The sequence below is a fragment of the Hymenobacter segetis genome, assembly GCF_054776495.1.
On record NZ_BAAHBV010000003.1, the window covers coordinates 782,892 to 801,396 of the forward strand.

The window sequence follows — 18,505 nt, forward strand, 5'->3', positions numbered from 1 at the left end:
AAGGCTCAGCCCTATTATTTCCCGCATTCAGTATGAAGCGTTTTTTACCTGCTATTCCGTTGGTTATGCTGGGGTGGCTATTGGGAACGGCCCAGCCCACACGGGCGCAAAACACGGCTATGAGCCTGATGGGCAGCGTGCAATCCGATTCGCAGGCTCCGTTGCCGGGCGCGGCCATCACCGTCATTCACTTGCCGTCCGGGGTGCGCCACGCGGCCGCTACTGATGCGGCCGGCCGCTTCATGGTGGCCAACCTCATGGTGGGCGGCCCCTACCTGATACGGGTTGGAGAGGGCGGCTACCGCCCACAAACGGTGGAAAACGTTTTTCTCGAAACGGGCAAAACCGCCAACTTCACCGTCACGCTCAACAAGCTCGGCGATGCACCCGCCAAAGCCAACAACAACCGCAACATCCCAGCCAGCTCCCCCACGCTGGCCCTGGCCAATGAGGCCGTGGTGGGGGGCCCCGTGCTGGTGACGGCCCTCAGCGCTCCTGCGCACACCGTACGCCCCGTAGCCAATGCCAAGCCAACAGCCGCGCACGTAGCAAGTACGCCGGCAGCCCCCATGCCGGCCCCGGTGGCAGCAGCCCCGGTTGCTACTCCAGTAGCTTCAATAGCCCTGCCTCCTGCTGCCACCACGGCTACGCCAAATGCCCCGGCTTCGGCAGCGCCTTCGCGGTACCCGCGCTACAACAACCACTACCCGGCCCGCCGCCCCGCCGCCCGCGTAGCCGACCCCATTGTGCCGGGTCATTTCGATGCCAAAACCGGCAACTACCTCTACGAAACCGGCCAGCCCACCACGCTCAAGCTGCCCGGCGGCGCGACCGTTACAAACGTGGGAGCCAACTCGACTGAAAGCTACCTGTTCCGCTTTCTGAGCGACCCACAGGTGCAGGTAGACTCCGTGGACCTGACCCGGGGCTGGTACAATTTCGACCGGGTTTATTTTGAAGCTGGCAAGGCCACGCTCACGCCCGAGTCCGTCAGCCAGCTGCGCAACATTGCCACGCTGCTGCGCGCCTACCCCAACGCCCGCGTTAAGCTCGGCGGCTACACCGACGACACCGGTACCTACAAGGTAAACAAGGCGTTGAGCGAAGCCCGCGCCCGCACCGCTTGGGCCAGCCTGGTTGAAATGGGCGTGAGCCCCAGCCGCCTCGACGCCCGCGGCTACGGCCCCAACTACTCCATCGCCTCCAATGCCACTGAGGAAGGCCGCGCCATGAACCGCCGCCTGAGCGTGAAAGTGCTGCAAAAATGAGCCCCGGCCGTTCCGGCCTTCGCAGGGCCGGGACGTATCTTCGCCAGGCCGGCGCACTAATTCGCGCCGGCTTGGCGTTATGCCGGTCCGTATGCCAATGCCTTCTTCCTCGTTGTTTAGCAAGCTGATACGCCCTGCCTCGCTGGCCGGGCTGCTGGCGGCGGGCACCACAGTTGGCGCACACGGGCAGGATGTCTTTTTTTCCCAGCCCTTCGCCACCCGGCTGCACACCAACCCGGCTTTCACGGGTTTGGTCGATGATTACAGCGTCACGCTGAGCTACCGTAACCAGTTTCCCAGCCTGGCGGGCTCCTTCGTGAGTACCCAGCTCGGGGCCGACCTGCGCCTTAACACGCCGGGCCAGCACCACGCCCTCGGCCTGCTCATCAACCAGGACCGCACTGGGGCCGTGGGCTACACCCGCCTCGAAATCGGTGGCCTCTACGCCTACCACACCCGCCTCACCGAAAAAGTGGCCCTGAGCGGCGGCCTGCGCACCAGCTACGGCCGGCAGCGTGTGGGGTATGACAATTTCGTGTTCGGCGACCAGATTCGGGAAGATGGCAGCGTGGGCGGCCCCTCGGCCGAAGCTTTGGATTTTGTGCCCGTCAACTACTTCAGCGTGGGCACCGGGGTGGTGGTGTATTCCGAGCAGGGTTGGATTAGCTTAGCTGGCCAGCACCTCAACCAGCCCGACCTGGGCTTTCGCCAGCAAAGCCAGCTCCCGCTTTCGCTGAGCATTTCCGGCGGCTATAAGTTCTTCGTTATCAAACCCGGGCCGGGCATTGCCACCCGCGAGGTCAGCTACACGCCAGTGGCGGCTTACACCCGCCAGGGCGGTTCGCAGCGCATCGAAACCGGGGTATACCTCACGGCTTCGCCCGTCACGCTCGGGGCAGTGTATCGCAATATTTCAGTACCTGGCAGCGTTAGCCCCCAACACGTACTCGCTGCGGTGGCGGGCATTCAGGCCGGTGGCCTGCGCCTGGGCTACAGCTACGACGTGGGCCTGAGCCGCCTAAGTGCCGATTTGGGCGGAGCCCATGAAGTCACGCTGGCGCTGCGGGCATTTGACCGATTGGAAAATGCCCATCGTCGCCTAAAAAGGCGCGTTTATCCGGCATCCCCTTGCCCGGTATTTTAATATTTTGTATTATTGCGTCCTAATTGCGCTTGCTAACCCCTCCTCACCCATACTGGTTTTAACTTTGTTATGAAATTAAATAATTATCTACGCTTAGTCTTGGTGGGGGCGGTGGCCCTTGCGGGCTGTGGCAAAAAGGGTCCGGCGACGGCTTCGAACCCTGGTAAATATTCCTCTACGACGGGTATCGAATACAATACCGAGAAGGGCATGGCAGTAGCCAACTTCAAGAAAATTCCCGAAGGCCCCGGCCTCGTGTTTATTGAAGGTGGCCGCACGGTACTGGGCTCGCAGGAGGAAGACGTGACCATGACGCACGACAACATCGAGCGCACGGTGACCATCGCCTCGTTCTACATGGACGAAGCCGAGGTAGCCAACATTCACTGGCTGGAATACCTGCACTTTATCCGCACCGACTCGGCCGAAGAGTTTTATAAGTCGGCCCTGCCCGACACCACCGTTTGGGCACGCGACCTGTCGTTCAACGACCCCTACGTTACTTACTACCTGCGTTACCCCGGTTTCCGCTTCTTCCCCGTGGTGGGCGTGAGCTGGCTGCAGGCCGATGACTATTGCACCTGGCGTACCGCCAAGGTGAACGAGCGCCTCGCCGCTGGTGGCGACAGCAAATCGGGCAAAGGTGGCCTGTTTGGCAAGAAAAAAGACAAAGGCGCTGCTGCCGGTGCCGAAGGCACTGCCGGTGCCGCTGGTGCCCTGGGCAACGGCAAAAGCACGACTTCCATCGAAAACGGCAACACGCTGCCCAACTACCGCCTCCCCACCGAGGCTGAGTGGGAGTACGCTGCACAAGCTCTCGTAGGCACCCAGGAAGTAGGCAATGAAAACCAGGAGGAGAAGCGCATTTACCCCTGGGATGGCAAATCGACCCGCAACGCCTACGGCCGCAAGCAGGGCCAGTTTCTGGCTAACTTCAAGCGTGGCCGTGGTGACTACGCCGGTATCGCCGGTAGCCTGAACGATGGTGCTATGATTACGGAGCAGGTGTACGCCTACCCGCCCAACGACTACGGCCTCTACAACATGGCCGGCAACGTGAACGAGTGGGTGCAGGACGTGTACCGCCCCCTGTCGTTCCAGGACGTGGAAGATTTGAACCCCTTCCGTCGTAATGGCGTGGGTGACCCCGCCGAGAAGTACGACAAGAAAGGCTACCAGTCGCTGATTGACGACCACGTTCGCGTGTACAAAGGCGGTTCGTGGCGCGATGTGGCCTACTGGCTCTCGCCCGGTACGCGTCGCTTCATGGCTGAGGATTCGGCCACGGCAACCATCGGTTTCCGTTGCGCAATGATTAACGCTGGCTCGAACAAGTAATCGGTTCGACAAAGCAAAAAAGGTCGCTCCTGAATCAGGAGCGACCTTTTTTTATGGACTATATTTTCAGCTGATTGGTGACTTACCTATCCGCACACGCAATGGCTGCGATGCTTACTTCGGATGCGCCAGCCGCCAGCAGCACTGCGCCGCAGGCTTCTAGCGTAGCGCCAGTGGTAAGCACATCGTCAACGATGAGGATGCGGCGGCCGATGATCGACGCTGGATTTTCAACTTCAAAGACCGTTGCGACATTTTCCCAGCGCTGGGCGCGGTTCTTTTTGGTTTGGGTTTTGGTGTTGGTGGTGCGGCGCAGGGCGGTGTTGGCGGCCGGCACTTTCAGGCCCTCGGCTAAGCCGGTGGCGAATGCGGCAGCTTGGTTGTAGCCTCGCTTGGCCAGCTTGCGCGGGTGCAGCGGCACGGGGATGATGAGGTCGAAATCGGTAGCCAGGCCGGCGGCGTGCAACTCGGCTCCGTAGAGTTGGCCGAGGGCGCTGCCCACGTCGCGCTGGCCTTGGTACTTGAGCTCATGGAGCAGGTGCTGCACCCGGCCGTGGCGCACGAAGCGCAGATAGCTCAGGGCATGGCGGATGGGCAGCTTGCCCCAGAAGCGACGGCCCAGCGGGTTTTGGTCGGGCGGCAGCAGGTGAAAGTCAGTGTAGGGCAGTTCGGCCCTGCAGCCGGTGCAGAGGTGGTTTTCGCCGGTTACCAGAGGCTCGCGGCAAGCCAGGCACAGGCGGGGGTAGATGAGACCAAGGAAATCGGCCCACAGAGTGCGGAGCATGGCGGTAGAGTGGGGGAAGGGTTTGGGAGTAATTTTGGAGAAGCAATGTAGCTTAAACCGGCGCATTATGCTGAACCAGAACAGTCATGCTGAGCGCAGCCGAAGCATCTCTACCGCTTCGTTGTTGTTGCATTGATTACTGACTGCGGTAGAGATGCTTCGGCTGCGCTCAGCATGATGTTCCTTCTTTCTCAGAATATTCCCTAAAAATGTCCCAAGTAACCGAATTCAACGAGTACCGCCAGCGGATGAATGCCACCATCATGGCAGCCGATAACAAGGTCATCAAGCGGTTTTTCAACCTCGACACCAACACGTACGCGGCCGGCGCGCTCGACGTGAAAACCAAGGAAATGCTGGGCCTGGCCTGCTCTATGGTACTGCGCTGCGATGATTGCATCAAGTACCACGTGGGCAAATGCTTTGATGAGAAGCTGACCGACGAGGAGATTTATGAGGTGTTTGCCATTGCCAACATCATCGGCGGCAGCATCGTGATACCGCATTTCCGCCGCGCGGTGGAGTACTGGGAAATCCTGAAATCGGAAGCCGGTGCCCACGATGGCGCGGCCCTGGCCGCCCACAAAGCCGAACACGACGGCCAGCCCCACGCATGAGCGAGGACCTGAACCACGCCGCCCCGGCCGAGCACCCCGAGGCCGAAGCCGACTTCGACGCCCGCTGGGAAACCCTGATGGTGGAAATGGAGGAGCGTTTCGGTAAGCGCCCCGACCTGAATGCGCTGCTGCTGCTCATCGGCATTCAGGAGTTGAACCAAGGCCTCACCACCTTCACCAAGGAGGAAAAACAGGACCTGATGCACATTGCCACCTGCCGCCTCTTCAGCCTCAGCGGCCACTACGAAAAGACGCACGTGGACGCCGACGGCTGGCCGCACTACAGGCTGTTGCGCCCCGTGCCCTTCGCCAACCTGAAGGAGCAGGAGCGGATGCTGAAATGGCACGTGCTGGAATATTTCTCGCTGGACCCGGGAGACGAACTATGAAAATTGTTTCTTACAACGTGAATGGCCTGCGCTCGGCCCTGAGCAAGGGCCTGCTGGACTGGGTGGCCGAGGCTGCGCCCGACGTGCTGTGCCTCCAGGAAATCAAAGCCAGTCGTGAGCCGATGGATATTTCCGGATTCGAAAAGCTGGGCTACCACGCCTATCTGCACCCGGCCCAGAAGCCGGGCTACAGCGGCGTAGCCATCTTCTCGAAAGTGAAGCCGAAAGCCGTGGTGCACGGCTGCGGGCAGAGCTGCTACGACGACGAAGGCCGCGTGCTACGGCTCGATTTCGAGAATGTATCGGTACTGAACACCTACATGCCATCGGGCACGAGTGGGCCGGAGCGGCAGGCGTTCAAGATTGAGTGGCTGCACTTTTTCCGAGACTACGTGGCCAAGCTGCGGGCCGACGGGAAAACCCCACCGCTGCTCATCGGCGGCGATTTCAACTGCTGCCAGACGGCTATTGACCTGCATAACCCGAAAGCCAACCAGAACAGCCCCGGCTACACGCCGGAGGAGCGGCAGTGGTTCTCCGATTTCCTGAGTGATGGGCTGGTGGATACCTTCCGCCACCACCACGGCGAGGCCACGGGGCACTACTCGTGGTGGAGCTACCGTGCCGGCTCGCGCAGCCGCAACGTAGGCTGGCGCCTCGACCACTGGCTGGCGGATGCGGCCTTGCAACCGCGCCTGACCGGCGCGGGTCTGTTGCCCGACGTGGTGCATTCGGACCACTGCCCGGCTTGGGTGGAAGTACTGTAGCGCGGACTGCGCGAGTCCGCGTGTCGTTCGGTCAACACGCGGACTCGCACAGTCCACGCTATAGCACTGAACCAAGCAGCCTGCTCCTGATGTATCTTTCCCGACTAAGACCTGATTTATGGCGATGCTGATGGAGCGCGGCGCTGCGGCGGCCGAGTACCCCGCCCTGGCGCGGGTACGAACGGAGCTGGAGGCTTTCAAGCGCAAGTTTTACCTGAACCTGCTGGTGCGTGGTGGTTTGGTGGCCGGCGGCCTGCTGCTCACGTTTTTCGTGGTGTTCAACGGGCTCGAATACTTCCTCTACCTGCCCACCGTGGTGCGGGCCGGGCTGCTGTTTGGCTTCATCGGCCTCACGATTTACAGCTTTGTGCGCTGGATTTGGACGCCGCTGGCGGCCCTCACCAACCTGCGCCGGCTGCTGAGCGATGAGCAGGCCGCTCGTCGGGTAGGGGAGATATTTCCGGAAGTGCAGGACCGCCTGCTGAACGCGCTGCAGTTGCAAGGCCAGGCCCGCGACAACGCCCTGATTGCGGCCAGCCTGGAGCAGCGCGCCGCGCAATTCGGCCAGTACTCGTTTGCCGAGGGCATTAATATTCAGCAGCAGAGCAAGCCGCTGTGGAAGTACGCAGCCATTCCGGCGGCCGTGCTGCTGGCGCTGCTGGCGTTTTACCCCAGCTTTCTGGTGCAGGGCACCGAGCGCATCTGGCACTACAAGCGGGCGTATTCGCCGCCCGCGCCGTTTCAGTTTTTGATTAAGAACCCCAAGCTGACGGCATTCCGGGGTGAAGATTTCACGCTCAATGTAGACGTAGCGGGTGCGGCTTTGCCGGCCGAGGTGAGTATTGCAATGGACGGCGGCGAGCGACGGCTGAGCAAGATAGCCGGGCACGGCGACCAGTTCCGCTACACGTTTGAGCAGCCGCAGGGCGACGTGACGTTTCAGTTGAAAGGAGCGGGGTTTGCTTCGCCAGAATACCAGCTCACGGTGCTGGAGCGGCCCAATCTGCGCGATTTCAAAGTCAATATCACCTACCCGCCCTATACTGGCAAGCCGGCCGAAACCATCGAGAACGGCGGCAACCTGACCGTGCCCGAAGGCAGCACCGTACGCTGGGAGTTTGCCACGGCCGCTACCGATGAGCTGGCGCTGGTGTTCCAGAACCCTGACGAGACGCTGGCCGCGACCGGCGACGATGGCACCTTCACCGCTGAGCGGCGCATCATGCGCTCGCAGCCTTACCTACTGCGCCTGAAAAACCCGGCCAGCCTCAACCGCGACCCGATTTCCTATCAGCTCACGGCGGTACCCGATTTGCCGCCTTCGCTCACACTTGAGGCGTTTTCGGATACGGTGACGCGGCGCTTCCTGGCGCTGGGCGGCACCGTGCGCGACGACTATGGCCTGACCCGGCTGGAGTTGCACTACGCGTTGCGGCGGGCAGGGCAGGGGCCAAATGCCGCACCCAGCCGCCAGGGTGCCACGCCGCTGGGCTTGCCCCGCGAAAGCGCCGGTACCTACGCGTACACTTGGAACCTGGGCGCGTTGAACATGCAGCCTGGCGACCGCCTCGAATACTTTGTGGAGGCTTGGGACAACGACGGTGTGCACGGCCCCAAGGCCACCCGCACCCGGCCGGCCGAGTTCCGCCTGCCCAGCCGCCGCGAGCTGCGGCAGGAGATGCAGGCCCAGGCGCAATCCGTGGCCAGCCAGATGAGCCAGGCTGCCAAGCAAAGTGAGAAGCTGGAGCGCGAGTTGGCCAAAACCCAGGACAAGCTCAAAACCAAGCGCGACCTGAGCTTTCAGGACCGCAAGCAGCTGGAAAACATGCTGGACGAGAAAAACCAGCTGAACCAGCAGATGGAGCAGATGCAGAAGATGTTTGAGCAGCTGCAGCAGAAGCAGGACCAGCTCAGCCCCAAAAGTGAGGAGCTGGCCAAAAAGGCCGAGGAGTTGAAAAAGCTGATGGCCGACCTGCTCGACCCCGAAACCAAGAAGCTCTACGAGAAGCTGCGCAAGCTGCTGGAAGAGCAGAAGATGCCCGACGCCGAGATGCAAAAGCTACTGCAGCAGCTCGAAAATAAGGAGGACACCCTGCAAAAGGAGCTCGACCGCGCCCTCGAAATGTTCAAGCAAATGCAGCTGGAGCAGAAGGCCGAGGAAACTGCCAACAAGCTTGACGAGCTGGCCAAGCAGGAAGATAAGCTGGCCGAAAAAACCGCACAGAACGACAAGGAAAACCCCGATAACAAGGCGTCGAATCAGGACCAGAAAGCCAAACAGGAGGAGCTCAAAAAAGAGCAGGCCCAGAACCAAAAGGAGTTCGAAGACCTGAAAAAAGAGCTCCAGGACCTGAAGCAGATGGACAAGGAACTGGGCGACCAGAACGGCATGGACGAGCAGAAGCCCGACCAGGAGCAGACCGACCAGGACATGCAGGAAAGCCAGCAGAGCCTAAGCAAAAACCAGAACAAAAAAGCCGCTGGCCAGCAGAAAAGTGCTGCTTCCCGCATGAAGAAAATGGCGCAGAAAATGCGCGACCAGATGAGCGAGGAGGAGAGCGACCAGGCCCAGCAGAACATCGATGACCTGCGCGACATCCTGGACAACCTTCTGACGTTGAGCTTTGACCAGGAGCAGCTGATGAAGGACTTCCGTAAAGTGGACCAGTCCGACCCGCGCTTCGTGCAACTGGGCCAGACGCAGCGCAAGCTGCGCGACGACGCTAAAATCATTCAGGATTCGCTGTATGCTCTGGCAAAGAAAGAGCCTAAGATTCAGAGCTTCGTGACCCGTGAGGTGGGCGAGATGAACGGCCGCATGGACGAGTCGCTCACCCACATTCAGCAGCGCGACTTGGGCCGCGCCACCGCCACCGAGCAGCAGGCCATGACCAGCATGAACAACCTGGCCCTAATGCTGCAAAGCTCCCTCGACCAGATGCAGCAGGAGGCACAGTCCGGCAAAGGCCAGCCCAAGGACGGCCAGGGCAAGCCCGGCAAGAAAAAAGGCAAGGGCAAAGGGCAGGGCCAGGGCAGCAAGCCAGGCCCCGGCAACATGGGCAAAATGCAGCAGCAGCTCAACGAGCAGATTCAGCAGCTGTCGAAGTCGGGCAAATCGGGCCGCGAAATGTCGCAGGAGCTGGCCAAGCTGGCCGGCCAGCAGCAGATGCTGCGCCAAGCCATGCAGCAGCTCGACAAGCTACAGCAAGGCGGCAAGCCCGGCGGCTCGCAGGGCCAGGGTGGCGGCCAGCCCGGACAAGGGCAGAGCAAGGAGGGAAAAGACGGCAAAGAAGGCGGCCAGAACGGCAAGGATAGCAAAGGCGAACAGGGCGCGGGCGGCACCGGCGACATCAAAAAAATGATGGAACAAACCGAAACCGACCTCGTGAACAAGCGCCTCACCGAGGAGACAATGATGCGCCAGCAGCAAATCCTCACTCGCCTATTGGAAGTAGAAAAATCGGCCCGTGAGCGAGACCAGGACACCAAGCGCGAGGCCCAAGCGGCTCAGTATAAACCCCCGGTATTCCCGCCGGCGTTCGACAAATACAAGGTTAGCAAGGAACGCCAGACCGAGTTATTACGTAGTACACCCCCGAACCTGACCCCGTACTACCAGCGCGAGGTGGGCGAGTACTTTCAGAAAATCAAATAATCCGAACGGCTTCCCATCCAAGCGGGCCGCTGTTTCGTTAACCAATTAGTGTACTGTTAGAACCAAGCATTTGAGGATAGCAGAAATAGTTGCGGCGCTTTGCCGTTAAAAGACTATTTTTGCCGCCCCAAACTCGCTGCCGTCCTTCCCATCAAACCGCCTTATGAAGCAGGTAAAAATTCAGATTCCGTCGCTCGTTGAGAATATCCGCGTCGTTGAGAGCTTCATCGACAATTCCAAGGATACCTTTCAGATTGAGGACGATATCTACGGCAACATCATGGTGGCCGTGACCGAAGCGGTGAACAATGCGATCCGCCACGGCAACAAGTTCGACAAAGACAAGAACGTCTACCTGTCGCTCTACGTGGAGCCCCAGCAGCTTAAGTTTGAGATTGAGGACGAAGGCACGGGCTTCAATTACGACAACCTCGACGACCCCACGGCCCCCGAAAACCTGGAAAACCCGGGTGGTCGCGGCATCTTCCTCATCCGCCACCTGGCCGATGAAGTGGAGTTCAGCAAAGAAGGCCGTTGCCTGCTGCTCACCTTCCAGCTAGCCCCCGCGCCCGCTGACGAAGCCACCACCGCCGACCACCTCGCTGCCTAAAGCTGCCTGATTCCGCATGAACAGCACCCCGCCGCTGGGCCCGCCCCACAACGAAAATTTCCCTCCCGGCGAGCTGCACCACGAGGCCCCCGGCATCGAGTTCATGGTGGAAGACGCGCCCGATTTTGAGCTTTCCGACGCCGAAGAGCTGTTGGGCTGGATTGAGCGCGTGGCCAAGGTGCACGAGCACCGCATCGTGCAGCTCACGTACATCTTCTGCTCCGATGACTACTTGCACCGCCTCAACGTCGAGTACCTCGACCACGACACGCTGACGGACGTCATCACGTTTGATAATTCCGACGACGCCGACATCCTCGAAGGCGACATCTTCATCAGTGTAGAGCGCGTGCGCGACAATGCCAAGGACCTCGGCATCCCGTTCCGCGACGAGCTGCACCGCGTCATGATTCACGGCGTGCTGCACCTGCTCGGCTACCACGATAAGGACCTGCTGAGCCAGACGGCCATGCGCGCCAAGGAAGACTATTGCCTGGCAATGCGCGAATTCTAGGCTGCTTGATTCTGAATTAAGGAACGTCATGCTGAGCGAAGTCGAAGCATCTCCACTGTGCAACTAATCAATTTTAGTATTGCGGTAGAGATGCTTCGACTTCGCTCAGCATGACGTTCTTTTTATCCGCTGCTGCTTCCGTTTATGGCCGCCTCTTCTTCTGCCGATTTCCCCATCATTCGGGGCGATGCCCTGGATTTTTACCTCGCCCAGGGCTACTACCGGATGCAGCAGGACCTGTTCACCTGCCAGTTCGTGCCCTTCGATGGCCGCCTCTACACCGCTCACTGGCTGCGCATCGACTTGGCCCGCGTGGAGTGGGGCCCCGAGCAGCGCCGCCTGTTGCGCCGCAATGCCCGTTTCAAAGCCACCATCCGGTCCTTCCGCCTCACCGACGAGTACGAGGAGTTGTACGCCCGCTACCGCGCCGCCATCACCTTCGATGCCGCGCCGACTATTGCGGCCGTGCTGCTGGGCGAATCCACGCACAACGTCTTCAACACCCAGATTATCGAACTCCGTGACGAAGGCCGCCTCATCGCCGCCGGCATCCTCGACTACGGCGAGCGCACCCTGGCCGGCATCCTCAATTTCTACGACCCCACCTACCACCGCCACAGCCTCGGCAAGTATCTGTTGCTGCTGAAAACCGACTATGCCCGTCGCCAGCGCCTCGACTACTATTACCCCGGCTACCTGGTGAATAATTATCCGAAGTTCGACTACAAGCTCTTTGCCTGCGCCACCGCCACGGAGGTTTTCGACAGCATCAACGGTCAGTGGCTGCCTTTTGCCTGGGAGGCCGTGCAGGCCAATTCCGCCGAGCTTTTTGCTGAGTGGTTGCCGGAAGATTTACAGGGCAACTTTAGTCCCAAATCCTGAAAGCGGCAAGCCGTTTCACGTGAAACTGGCGGCCGGGGCCGAATTGCGTAATTTTGTAGCTGTTAAAGACGGAAAATCTATTCTCGCGCAGCGTTTCGCGGAGATAGCAGAGTTGCGCAGTGTGCGGCTTTGAACTGATTCGACCGTCCTGAACTTTATAAACTCTGCGGAACTCAGCTCCCTCCGCGAACCTCTGCGCTTATGTTTCAGCAAGAAGATTACGATGTCATTGTAGTGGGCGCGGGCCACGCCGGCTGCGAAGCCGCCGCCGCCGCCGCCAACCTCGGCTCGAAAGTGCTGCTGGTGACGATGAACATGAACACCATCGCCCAGATGTCGTGCAACCCCGCCATGGGCGGCGTGGCCAAGGGCCAGATTGTGCGCGAAATCGACGCGCTGGGTGGCCAGTCGGGCATCATTACCGACCAGACCATGATTCAGTTTCGGATGCTGAACCGCTCGAAAGGCCCCGCCATGTGGAGCCCGCGCGCGCAAAGCGACCGCATGCGCTTCGCCGAAGCCTGGCGCCTGACCCTGGAAGGCATCGCCAACGTGGATTTCTGGCAGGAAGCCGTGACCGGCATCGTGGTAGAAAACGACACCGCAGTGGGCGTGAAAACTGCCCTCGGCATCGAGTTTCGCAGCAAGTCGGTGGTGCTCACCAACGGCACTTTCCTGAACGGCCTCATTCACATTGGCGAGAAGAATTTTGGCGGTGGCCGGGCGGCCGAGAAGGGCAGCCGCGGCATCACCGAGCAGCTGGTGGAGCTGGGCTTTGAAGCCGGGCGCATGAAAACCGGCACTCCGCCCCGCGTGGACGGCCGCAGTCTCGACTACTCCAAAATGGAAGCGCAGGGCGGCGACGAGGTGCCCTGCAAATTCTCCTACCTCGACACGCCGCGCCTCACGCAGCAGCGCCCCTGCTACATCACCTACACCAACGAGCGGGTGCATGACATCCTGCGCGAGGGTTTCGAGAAGTCGCCCATGTTCCAGGGCCGCATTAAGGGCCTGGGGCCGCGCTATTGCCCCAGCGTAGAGGACAAAATCAACCGCTTCGCCGATAAGGACCGCCACCAGATTTTTGTGGAACCCGAAGGCTGGAGCACCGTGGAATGCTACGTGAACGGCTTCAGCAGCTCGTTGCCGGAGGATGTGCAATACCGCGCCCTGCGCGAAATCGCGGGCTTCGAGAACGCGAAGATGTTCCGCCCCGGCTACGCCATTGAGTACGACTTTTTCCCGCCTACGCAGTTGGCGCTGACGCTCGAAACCAAGCTGATTGCGGGGCTGTATTTCGCGGGCCAAATCAACGGCACCACGGGCTATGAGGAAGCCGCTTGTCAGGGCCTGATGGCCGGCATTAACGCGCACAACAAGGTGCACGGCAAAGCACCCTTCGTTCTCAAAAGGAGCGAGGCCTACATCGGCGTGCTCATTGATGACCTGGTGAACAAAGGCACAGATGAGCCCTACCGCATGTTCACGAGCCGCGCTGAGCACCGCATTCTGCTACGTCAGGACAATGCCGACCTGCGCCTCACCCCGCTGGGCCACGAGTTGGGCTTGGCTTCGGATGAACGTTTGGAACGCGTGCGGATGAAGGAAGCCCAGACCACCGAAATCAGCACGATATTCCTGAAATTCGCCATCGAGCCGGCCGAAATAAACCCGCTGCTGGTGGAGCTGGGCTCGGCCGAAATCCACGAAAAAACCCGCGCCGTAAACTTGTTGCGCCGCCCTAACGTGGAGTTGGCTGACCTACGTCGCGCCCTGCCCGCGCTGGATGAAGCGCTGGCTTCTTTCGACGCCGAGGCGCTGGAGCAGGCCATCATCAACATCAAGTACGAAACGTATTTGCTGAAGGAGCAGCAGCAGGCCGAGCGCATGCAGGAGCTGGAAAACTTTGTAATTCAGGGCCGGCTCGACTACCGCGCCATGCCCGCCCTCAGCCACGAGGCGCGGGAAAAGCTCCTCAAGATTCAGCCCGAAACCATTGGTCAGGCTTCGCGCATCAGCGGCATCTCGCCCGCCGACGTGTCGGTGCTGATGGTGTACCTTGGGCGGTAAGATGTAGCGCGGACTTTGTGGTCCGCGAGTGGTCTAATTCCCCTCGCGGACTACAAAGTCCGCGCTACCTAAAATCTTGCGAGCTTTGCACAGCTATAAAATGAGCCGCGCCGCACCTGTGCCGGCCGGTTTTTGCCTTTAGAAGTATCCGTGTCCTACGAACGAATTGATAATTGCCCGGTTTGCGGCAAAACCGAATTCCGCAACAAGCTGGTGGTGGAAGACCGCACGGTGAGCCACGAAAGCTTCGCCATTGTACAGTGCGCGGCGTGCAGCTTCCAGTTCACCAACCCGCGGCCGAATGAGGTTGAAATCGGCAAGTATTACGAGTCCGACGCTTACGTGTCGCACAATAGCGCGGCTCAGGGCTTCGTGAACCAGGCCTACAAAATGGCGCGGTTTTTCACCATGCGCCGCAAAGTAAGCCTGCTGAACAAACTCGCCCCGCGCCGCGGAAAATTGCTGGATTACGGCTGCGGCACGGGTCATTTTCTGGCCGCCGCCAAGTCGGCCGGCTGGCAGGTGGCCGGCCTGGAGCCCAACGCCCGCGCCCGCGACGAAGCCAGCCGGCGCCTCGGCCAAACGATAGGTCAGGAGAGCCTGGCCCAGTTTCAGCCCGGCACGTTTGATGCGGTTACGCTGTGGCACGTACTGGAGCACGTGCATACCTTGAACGAGACGCTGGCCCAGCTGGTGGCCCTGCTGAAACCGGACGGCGTCATCCTCATCGCCGTGCCCAACGTGGAAAGCCTCGATGCCCAGCACTACCGCGAGCTGTGGGCGGCCTACGACGTGCCGCGCCACCTCTACCATTTCGCGCCCAAAACCATGGCCCAGCTGCTCAAAAAGCATAAGCTGACCATCCGCCAGACGCTGCCCATGCCGCTCGATGCCTACTACGTGAGTATGCTCAGCGAGAAGCACAAGGCTGAGCGCGCCGGCGGCCTGCTCACCGTGCTCAAGGCCGGCTACAAGTCGAATGCTTACGCGGAGGAGCACGAGGGGCAGTATTCGAGCCTGCTGTACGTGGCCGGGCGGCGCACCCTAGCCAGCACCTGATGCGGCCGGCGGTACAGTGGCGGCTGATGCTTGCGGCGGGCCTACTGGCCACCGCCGCCCGTGCCCAAACCGTGCCCGTGCCGCTGCCCGATTCCATCAAAAAGCCACCGCCGACCTTTGTGGCCGATACCGCCCGGCGCGTTGTGGTCGTTAGCACCACCGAGCCGACTTCCGAGGTGACGCGCCGCACGGGGCTGCGCATCGGGGCGGCCATTGTTGTTCTTACGCTCACCACGCTGCTGTTGTATAATGTCCGTTCGCGCTGAATTGCTGGCTTTGCTGGCGCTGGTTGCCTTGCTTGAAAGCTGCGCCGCCGTGGCCCCGCCCCTGGGCGGCCCCCGCGACCGCACCCCCCCGCGCCGCATCAGCAGCTCGCCCGACAGCGCGGCCCGCAACGTGAAGCAGCAGTTCGTGCGGCTCAATTTCTCGGAGCCTGTGGTGACTAAGGAGTTGAGCAAAAACCTGCTCATCACGCCCCAGCTGCCCGAAGACAACCCCTACAAGCTGCGCGAAGACCGCAACTCCATCACGCTGCTTTTCGATAAGCCGCTTGATGCCAACACCACCTATAGCTTCAATTTCCGCGAGGCTGTGGTGGACATCACCGAGGCCCTGCCGGCCAAAAACGCCTACCTCACCTTCAGCACCGGGGCCGTGCTCGACTCGGGCAAGGTGCGCGGCACCCTCACCGATGTGCTCACGGGCAAGACCGTGGAGGGTTCCAGCATCGGCCTCTACCGCGAAGGCGACACGCTGGGCGTGCGCAAAGGCCGCCCGTACTACACTGTGCTCACCGACAAAGCCGGGAAATTCAGCCTGAATTTCCTCAAAGCCGGCACCTACAAAATCTACGCCGTGGCCGACAAGAACAACAACGGCCACTACGATGAAGGCGAGAAAATTGCCTACCTGCCCACGCCCATCACCATCGAGGGCAATACCAGCAAAGACATCGCCCTCGTGCTCACCCAGCCCGATAAGCGCCCGCCGCTGATTACCTCGCGCACCCCCAGCCCCACGCAGCTGCGCCTCAGCCTGAGCGAAGGCGTGCGCACTGCCACCCTGGTCGCGCTGGACAGCAAAGCCGCCCCAGCCGCCGTAGCCGAGGCCGTTCAATTAGCCGACCGGGGCCGCTCGGTGGTGCTTTTCAAAACCCCGGAAGTGGGTGATGGCCGCTACGTCCTCACCGCTACCGACAGCACCGGCAACGTGGGCCATGATACTCTGCAAGTCAAGTTCCCAGTGCCAGCTGCGGCCAAAAAAGCACCCGCGCCGTCGCTCTATACCGTGGAGGGTGGCACGCGCAACGTGTACCCCGAAGGCCAGGTGAAATTCCAGTTTTCGGTGCCCGTGCGCATTGCCAAAGACCGGCCGTTTGGCACGCTGGTGGAGGATTCGGTGAAGCGCCGCCCGCTGCGCCTGCCCGCCGACGGCGTGCTCAGCGCCGACCGCACCGAGCTGGCCGTACGCTTCAATTCTAAAGCCAAAAAACGGCTTGAAATCCTGCTCGACAGCACCGCCATCACGGCCATTACCGCCCAAGACTTGCGCCTGAAGCCCCTGCGCCTCGGCATCAGTGAGCAGGACGTGTCGACCAGTCTTTCGGGCACTATCACCACCAAGGAGAAGAGCTTTGAGCTGCAATTGCTCGATGAGAAGTTTCAGGTGGTGGCCAGCCTGGTTTCGCCCAAGGGCACTTATTTGTTCTCGGATATGGCTCCCGGCACCTACCGCCTGCGCGTGCTCATCGACACAGACGGCGACGGCCGCTGGCGCGGCGGCGACTCCAACCTGCTGCTCGTGCCCGAACCCGTGTACCTCGACCCCAAGCCCCAGCAAGTCCGCGCCGGCTTCGATATTGTGGAGCCGCTGAAATTTTAACCGCAATGCCCTTTTCTTGTCGGGGTGCCAATCTGTCTGATTTTGCAGCAGGCAGTTCCTTACGGCATTTCGGCGTTGCTATTTAGATTGGCATTTCGCTCGCGGGCGGTGCCGCTGCCCTCCGGTTTTCACCCTTTTCCTGGCTTAGCCAAGTCTCTTCGGCAGGCTTGGTTCCGATAGCAAAATCAGCTAAAACCCATTAAGCTGTCCACATTAGTGGATAACTTTCCTTCTTTTCCAGTTACTGAGCCGCTTTTTCGCCCCTAATCCACCGCTTTTCCACGGGGTTTTCCACATCGGTTATCGGTTGAGGATAAATTCGGGGATAACCTGGGGGAAACACCCCGGCCTCTCGGGGATAAGTGGGGTAGAAGTTTTTTTGGCCAGTAGGCTGTCCGCACAGGGCAAATCGGGCGGGGATAACCGTGGATAACTTTCCCCGGGGAAAACGCCTTCCCACACCGTCATTTTTCAGGGGATAATAAAAATGTGGAAACGTGGTGGACATGTTGAAAATCGATTCAACGCACTGTAAAACAGCCTCTTGTTTTCCACAATGCCGGTGTATAGCCCGTGGATAAAACCGGTATTACCCCCACGTTATCCCCAGCGTGGATAACCTCGTCGGCTTTTCCACTTATCAACCGACCTAATGAGTGGAAATAAAAAAGGTTTTTAAGAAAAAAATTTAATCAAAAATTAAAAGTGGGGAAAACCCGAGTGGGAAAAGCTTTTCGGATTTCCTGTTCCGTTTAGCCAAAAGCGCTGCTCAAAAAAATGGAAAGGCCCGGGCGTTTTGAATTTCAAAAAGCGCCATCCCGGTTTTTGCGCGAATCCGTATGGGTTATGCACATTGCCCAAAGACCTACCAAACCTTTGATTCAGGTTTCCCCATGCCGTTCGATTACACCCTCGATTTCCATTCCGTCGATTTCCGCCAGCACCCCGAACTCTACCGCGTGGGCCGGGGCGAGCAGGGCGTGCTGCTGGTGCAGCCCTACAAGGCCGAAATCCTGCCCCACTGGCGCTTCAAAGACGCGGCGGCGGCCCGGGAGTCATCCGAGACGATTTACGGCCTGTTTGAGGCTTATTTGAAGGCCCACGACTTTGTGGGAGCCGACATGGCCCGCAAATTCATCCAGATGGGTTTTACCCGCGCCCGGCGCTACGCCAACCACGCCGGCGGCAAGAAATACGCCGGCCCCGTGCCCGCCGATAAAAAAGGCCAAAGCGGAGCCCACGGCCGCGCCGAATTGCCCCGCAATCCCCATCCCGATGTGGATAAGGTGGAAGCCGCCGCCATTTTCAAGCGCAAGTGGGACGAGGCCAAAGCCAACCCAGAATACCTGCGGCAGAAGGAAGCATTTATTGAGAAATACGGGAAGTAGGGGATAAGTGTGTGGATAAAACCGCCTGTCATCTTGAGATTGCGAAGGACCTTATCACGGCTGTTTCGTTTGGGTTTACGGCCAATCGTTTCGACGTGATAAGGTCCTTCGCTGCGCGGACGCCAGATGAGGGATGACA

16 protein-coding genes are annotated in these 18,505 nt (G+C 60.2%); 15 read left to right on the top strand and 1 reads right to left on the bottom strand.

The genetic code is table 11. From position 1 onward, the window contains the following. The first annotated feature begins 32 nt into the window (after positions 1-32). The 3 genes from ACYU70_RS20110 (at position 33) to ACYU70_RS20120 (ending at position 3,750) form a co-directional block, all read left to right on the top strand. Complete coding sequence (locus ACYU70_RS20110; protein ID WP_342296097.1) at positions 33-1,268, top strand: OmpA family protein; 1,236 nt, start codon at positions 33-35, stop codon at positions 1,266-1,268. A gap of 97 nt (positions 1,269-1,365) precedes the next feature. Further along, positions 1,366-2,412 carry a PorP/SprF family type IX secretion system membrane protein gene (locus ACYU70_RS20115; RefSeq protein ID WP_342296095.1) on the top strand — a complete coding sequence of 349 codons (1,047 nt, stop codon included), beginning with the start codon at positions 1,366-1,368 and terminating at the stop codon, positions 2,410-2,412. A 69-nt stretch (positions 2,413-2,481) separates the two neighbouring features. Then, the gene (locus ACYU70_RS20120; protein ID WP_342296093.1) at positions 2,482-3,750 is read left to right on the top strand and encodes an SUMF1/EgtB/PvdO family nonheme iron enzyme; all 1,269 of its coding nucleotides are present in this window, start codon (positions 2,482-2,484) and stop codon (positions 3,748-3,750) included. 82 nt (positions 3,751-3,832) lie between these two features. Here ACYU70_RS20120 and ACYU70_RS20125 read toward each other — a convergent pair whose 3' ends face one another. Then, positions 3,833-4,534 (bottom strand): ComF family protein, encoded by a 702-nt coding sequence (locus ACYU70_RS20125; protein WP_342296091.1) that lies wholly within the window; start codon positions 4,532-4,534, stop codon positions 3,833-3,835. A 209-nt stretch (positions 4,535-4,743) separates the two neighbouring features. On the opposite strand from ACYU70_RS20125, the gene ACYU70_RS20130 reads away from it, so the two are divergent. From ACYU70_RS20130 to ACYU70_RS20185, 12 genes are all read left to right on the top strand, one after another. Beyond that, positions 4,744-5,151, top strand: a complete 408-nt coding sequence (locus ACYU70_RS20130) for a carboxymuconolactone decarboxylase family protein (RefSeq protein ID WP_342296090.1) — start codon at positions 4,744-4,746, stop codon at positions 5,149-5,151. Further along, a complete protein-coding gene (locus ACYU70_RS20135; protein WP_342296088.1) occupies positions 5,148-5,540 on the top strand; it encodes a hypothetical protein in 393 nt (130 codons plus the stop codon). The genes ACYU70_RS20130 and ACYU70_RS20135 overlap by 4 nt, the downstream gene beginning before the upstream one ends. Continuing rightward, positions 5,537-6,307, top strand: coding sequence for an exodeoxyribonuclease III (locus ACYU70_RS20140; RefSeq protein WP_342296086.1), 771 nt, complete (start codon positions 5,537-5,539; stop codon positions 6,305-6,307). Before ACYU70_RS20135 ends, ACYU70_RS20140 begins: the two co-directional genes overlap by 4 nt. 118 nt (positions 6,308-6,425) lie before the next feature. After that, positions 6,426-9,962: a DUF4175 family protein gene (locus ACYU70_RS20145; protein WP_342296084.1), complete on the top strand. Its 3,537-nt coding sequence runs from the start codon at positions 6,426-6,428 to the stop codon at positions 9,960-9,962. Positions 9,963-10,125: 163 nt separating this feature from the next. Beyond that, the gene (locus ACYU70_RS20150; RefSeq protein ID WP_342296083.1) at positions 10,126-10,572 is read left to right on the top strand and encodes an ATP-binding protein; all 447 of its coding nucleotides are present in this window, start codon (positions 10,126-10,128) and stop codon (positions 10,570-10,572) included. 16 nt (positions 10,573-10,588) lie between these two features. Continuing rightward, positions 10,589-11,086, top strand: coding sequence for an rRNA maturation RNase YbeY (gene ybeY / locus ACYU70_RS20155; RefSeq protein ID WP_342296081.1), 498 nt, complete (start codon positions 10,589-10,591; stop codon positions 11,084-11,086). Between the two features lie 144 nt (positions 11,087-11,230). After that, complete coding sequence (locus ACYU70_RS20160) at positions 11,231-11,968, top strand: GNAT family N-acetyltransferase (RefSeq protein WP_342296079.1); 738 nt, start codon at positions 11,231-11,233, stop codon at positions 11,966-11,968. Between the two features lie 201 nt (positions 11,969-12,169). Next, a complete protein-coding gene (gene mnmG, locus ACYU70_RS20165; RefSeq protein ID WP_342296077.1) occupies positions 12,170-14,038 on the top strand; it encodes a tRNA uridine-5-carboxymethylaminomethyl(34) synthesis enzyme MnmG in 1,869 nt (622 codons plus the stop codon). A gap of 150 nt (positions 14,039-14,188) precedes the next feature. Further along, positions 14,189-15,097: a class I SAM-dependent methyltransferase gene (locus tag ACYU70_RS20170; RefSeq protein WP_342296075.1), complete on the top strand. Its 909-nt coding sequence runs from the start codon at positions 14,189-14,191 to the stop codon at positions 15,095-15,097. Then, positions 15,097-15,363, top strand: a complete 267-nt coding sequence (locus ACYU70_RS20175) for a hypothetical protein (RefSeq protein WP_342296073.1) — start codon at positions 15,097-15,099, stop codon at positions 15,361-15,363. Before ACYU70_RS20170 ends, ACYU70_RS20175 begins: the two co-directional genes overlap by 1 nt. Beyond that, entirely contained in the window at positions 15,347-16,978 is a 1,632-nt protein-coding gene (locus ACYU70_RS20180) for an Ig-like domain-containing protein (RefSeq protein ID WP_342296071.1), read from the top strand. The genes ACYU70_RS20175 and ACYU70_RS20180 overlap by 17 nt, the downstream gene beginning before the upstream one ends. A gap of 893 nt (positions 16,979-17,871) precedes the next feature. After that, positions 17,872-18,366 (top strand): DUF4385 domain-containing protein, encoded by a 495-nt coding sequence (locus ACYU70_RS20185; RefSeq protein WP_342296069.1) that lies wholly within the window; start codon positions 17,872-17,874, stop codon positions 18,364-18,366. The last annotated feature ends 139 nt before the right edge of the window (positions 18,367-18,505 follow it).